At 67.1% G+C, this 3,039-nt stretch carries 2 protein-coding genes and 1 pseudogene; all 3 read left to right on the top strand.

The window, feature by feature from the left end:
- Positions 1-79 precede the first annotated feature (79 nt).
- Complete coding sequence (locus tag G6018_RS09065; protein WP_182639437.1) at positions 80-814, top strand: hypothetical protein; 735 nt, start codon at positions 80-82, stop codon at positions 812-814.
- A complete protein-coding gene (locus G6018_RS09060; protein ID WP_182639436.1) occupies positions 814-2,445 on the top strand; it encodes a cutinase family protein in 1,632 nt (543 codons plus the stop codon). The genes G6018_RS09065 and G6018_RS09060 overlap by 1 nt, the downstream gene beginning before the upstream one ends.
- A 194-nt stretch (positions 2,446-2,639) precedes the next feature.
- Positions 2,640-3,039 (top strand): annotated as a pseudogene (locus G6018_RS09055) (hypothetical protein); the annotation flags it as partial.

Here is a 3,039-nt window from a genome sequence, read left to right as displayed (position 1 = left end):
ATCAACAACCTGAACATCCCGGGCGTCCCCCCGGTCCACTTCAACTAACCGACGGCACCTACAGCGAAGGGGACTGATCGTGAGTAACGACGACGGCGATCACTGGTTCTCCGGCGAAAGCTCGTCAAACGATGCTGACCCTGTGGACCGGCGTCTAGAGGCGGTGCCCCCGGAGAGCGAGTGGTTCGACGACGCCCCGGAACCGGAGCCCGTTGCAGATCAGGGCGCACCGGCGACGGTTAGCGAGAACCAAGGACGGCGACCAAAGGTGCTGTTCGGTGGCGTTGTGCTGGCCACGGTGGCGACGATCGCTGCCGCTTCGTGGGGAGTGGCGTCAGTGGTCTCTGAGGCCGACGAGTCGGAGACTGCTCAGCTGGCCGTCCCTGCGAGAGCGGCGTCGGGAGCGGATGACCAGGCCGTCTCGGGCGCACAGGAGAAGTGCGCGGCGTCCGAGGAAGGGTCGGTGGTGACCGGAGACGGCGAGGGCGATGTGAAGTCCGCAGCCGGAGTGATTCTGGCTTTCCAGCACGCCTACTACGTCGAGCGGGACGCCGACTTGGTCAAGCCGCTGCTGGCTAAGGAATCCGAGATCCAGAATCTCGATGCTCTTCAGAAGGGCATCGACTCCGTGGAGCAGGGCACCACTCACTGCCTGCGTATCACCTCAGCCAAGGACGGGTCGGCCGATGTCGAGCTGACCCAGATGGCCCCAGATGGCTCAGAAACCGTCTTCTACCAGCGAGTGACCACCGCCCGTGAGGGCGGCGAGACCCGGCTGGTGTCGATCGCTGAAGCCCCGGAGAAGGAGCGGTAATGAGGGTAGGAAAAGCGTTCAAGTTGGGGGCCGTTGTCACTCTGTCGACGGTCATGGTGGCGAGCCAGGCAGTATCGGTCGGCGCGCAGACGACCTCGAGCTCGCGGAGCTCGTCGACGCCGACGAGTTCGGTTGCCCTTCCCAAGGGGCAGGAATGCCCGCTGGTGCAGCTGGTGGCGGTTAATGGGACGACCGAGTCGTCGAAGAACAGCGAGACCGACGCCGATACCGGGTGGATGGCACGGGTAGTCCGGCCGGTCGTGCGGGCCGCGAACGCCGACGGCGAGGACCGTATCGCGCGAACCTATGTGCCGTACCCGGCGAGCTTCGGCGGCTTTGTGCCGTCAGAGGATCAGTCCAGCTACGCCAAGAGCGTCACCGTTGGGATCGACAACGGCAAGAAGCTCATTGCAGAAACCGTCGAGCGTTGCCCGGAGACCAAGATCTTCGTGGCTGGGTACAGCCAGGGCGCGCAGGTCGCATCGGCAATTGCTCGAGACATCGGCGCGGGCAACGGACCGGTGGAGCCGGATCAGTTCGCCGGCGCGGCGCTGATGAGCGATCCGACCAGGGCGATGGGTGCGCCGGTGTTCCAGGGCGGCGCCTCCCGCTCCACTCCTGGGGCAGTACCGGGCACGGAGGGCACCTCGGTGGCAGCGGTCGGGGTGGCAGCAGGGGCTCCGGTTCCCGAGGGCCGCGGGATCTCCCCGAACACCGCAGCGGCGGACTTCGGTGCGGTGGCGGACCGGGTCGCAAGCTTCTGTGTGCCCGGGGACCTGGCGTGTGACACGCCGACAGATTCTGATCTGTTCCAGGTGGTGGCGAACATCGCAGGCCAGAGCGAAACCGGGGGAGACCCGGTTCAGGCGCTGCTGAACGTGGCCACGGTGACCGGTCAGTCTGTCTTGTTCACCGCTGCCGAGACCATCTCGGAGGACATCAGCTACTCCGACGCGACTGGGTTCACCATCGCCCAGGCCAGCCGGGGGAACACCACCCTGGCGCGAATGGCGCGATACAGCGATCCGACCAGAGCCCAGAACCCGACAGATCAGACCGCCATGCTCATAGAGGCCGGAACCAAACTGGCCGGGATGGCGCTGGGGGCGTCGATCACGGTCGCCAAGAAGACGCTGACGCTGGAGAACATCGCGCAAATCGCGCTCGCCGGGGCAGCGAATCCGGCGGCCGGCGCCGCTGTCCTAGTAGGGCAGCTCGCGGTCAATGCCACTGACGTCGTGACTCCCGCGACGGTGGACTCGGGACTGCGCCGGGTGGCCGGGGAGATCGAGCACACCGTCACCGACACTGCCGGCCTGGTGGACATGGCGACCAAGACCCAGACCTGGAACACGATCGACTCTCACGGCGCCTACGACCGGATCCCGTTCTCGGCCTCGGGACAGTCCCCGGCTGCTCTGACCCAGCAGTGGGTCATGGCCGCGGCCAATGATCTGGCCGCGGCCAAGGGCATGGAGCCGATCAGCCAGCCGCTTGCGTCTTCCGGCTCTGATCGCATGGCGATGATCCGCTCCGGTGCAGGCGAGGACCAGCTCTCACAGCTAGGCGCATCAGCGCAGAAGGCAGACACTTCGGCCCTGTCCGAGGCTCTGGCCTCGGTGACTGCGTGACCAGGACCGATCAACCCCCGGAGGCAGCGATGACCAGCGCACACCAGACTCCGACACCGCAGTCCACGGCAGTGCCGAAATGGCTGGCGGTCCCGACCGAAACCGACCGGGCCCCGGTCTGGGACACCACAGTCGCGCCCTCCGTGGGACGGGCACCCGCGATGTGGCTTCTGGGTGCACACGGAGGTGCGGGGGTGTCGACGCTGGAAGCGATGTGGGCGCCGGCGGCATCGAGTCGGCGGGGCTGGCCGGCCGCTGACGCCGCACCGTTCGTGGTGGTCGTGGCTCGAATGCACGCCGCAGGCTTGGACGCCGCGCACCAGCTGTGTTTGCAGCATCAGGCCGGCCAAGTCGGAGGCTGTGCGCTGCTGGGCCTAGTCACCGTCGCCGCCGCCCCAGGCAAGCCAGCGGTCTCACTGACTCGTCGTCGTGAACTCGTCGCAGCTGCCGCCGGGACGAGTTGGCACATCGACTGGGTGCCCGAACTGCTGACCGCGACAGCATCGGAACTGGCGCAGTGGCAGCCCGGATACACCGCGCCCGCGGTCAAGCGGCTGGCCAAACCGCCTCACCCGACCGAGGTCGTCCCGGCGT

It is taken from the genome of Dietzia sp. DQ11-44 (genome assembly GCF_014145205.1).
GTDB lineage: Bacteria > Actinomycetota > Actinomycetes > Mycobacteriales > Mycobacteriaceae > Dietzia > Dietzia natronolimnaea.
Note: the sequence above shows the minus strand (reverse complement) of the source record. Positions and strands in the feature narration are given on the sequence as shown.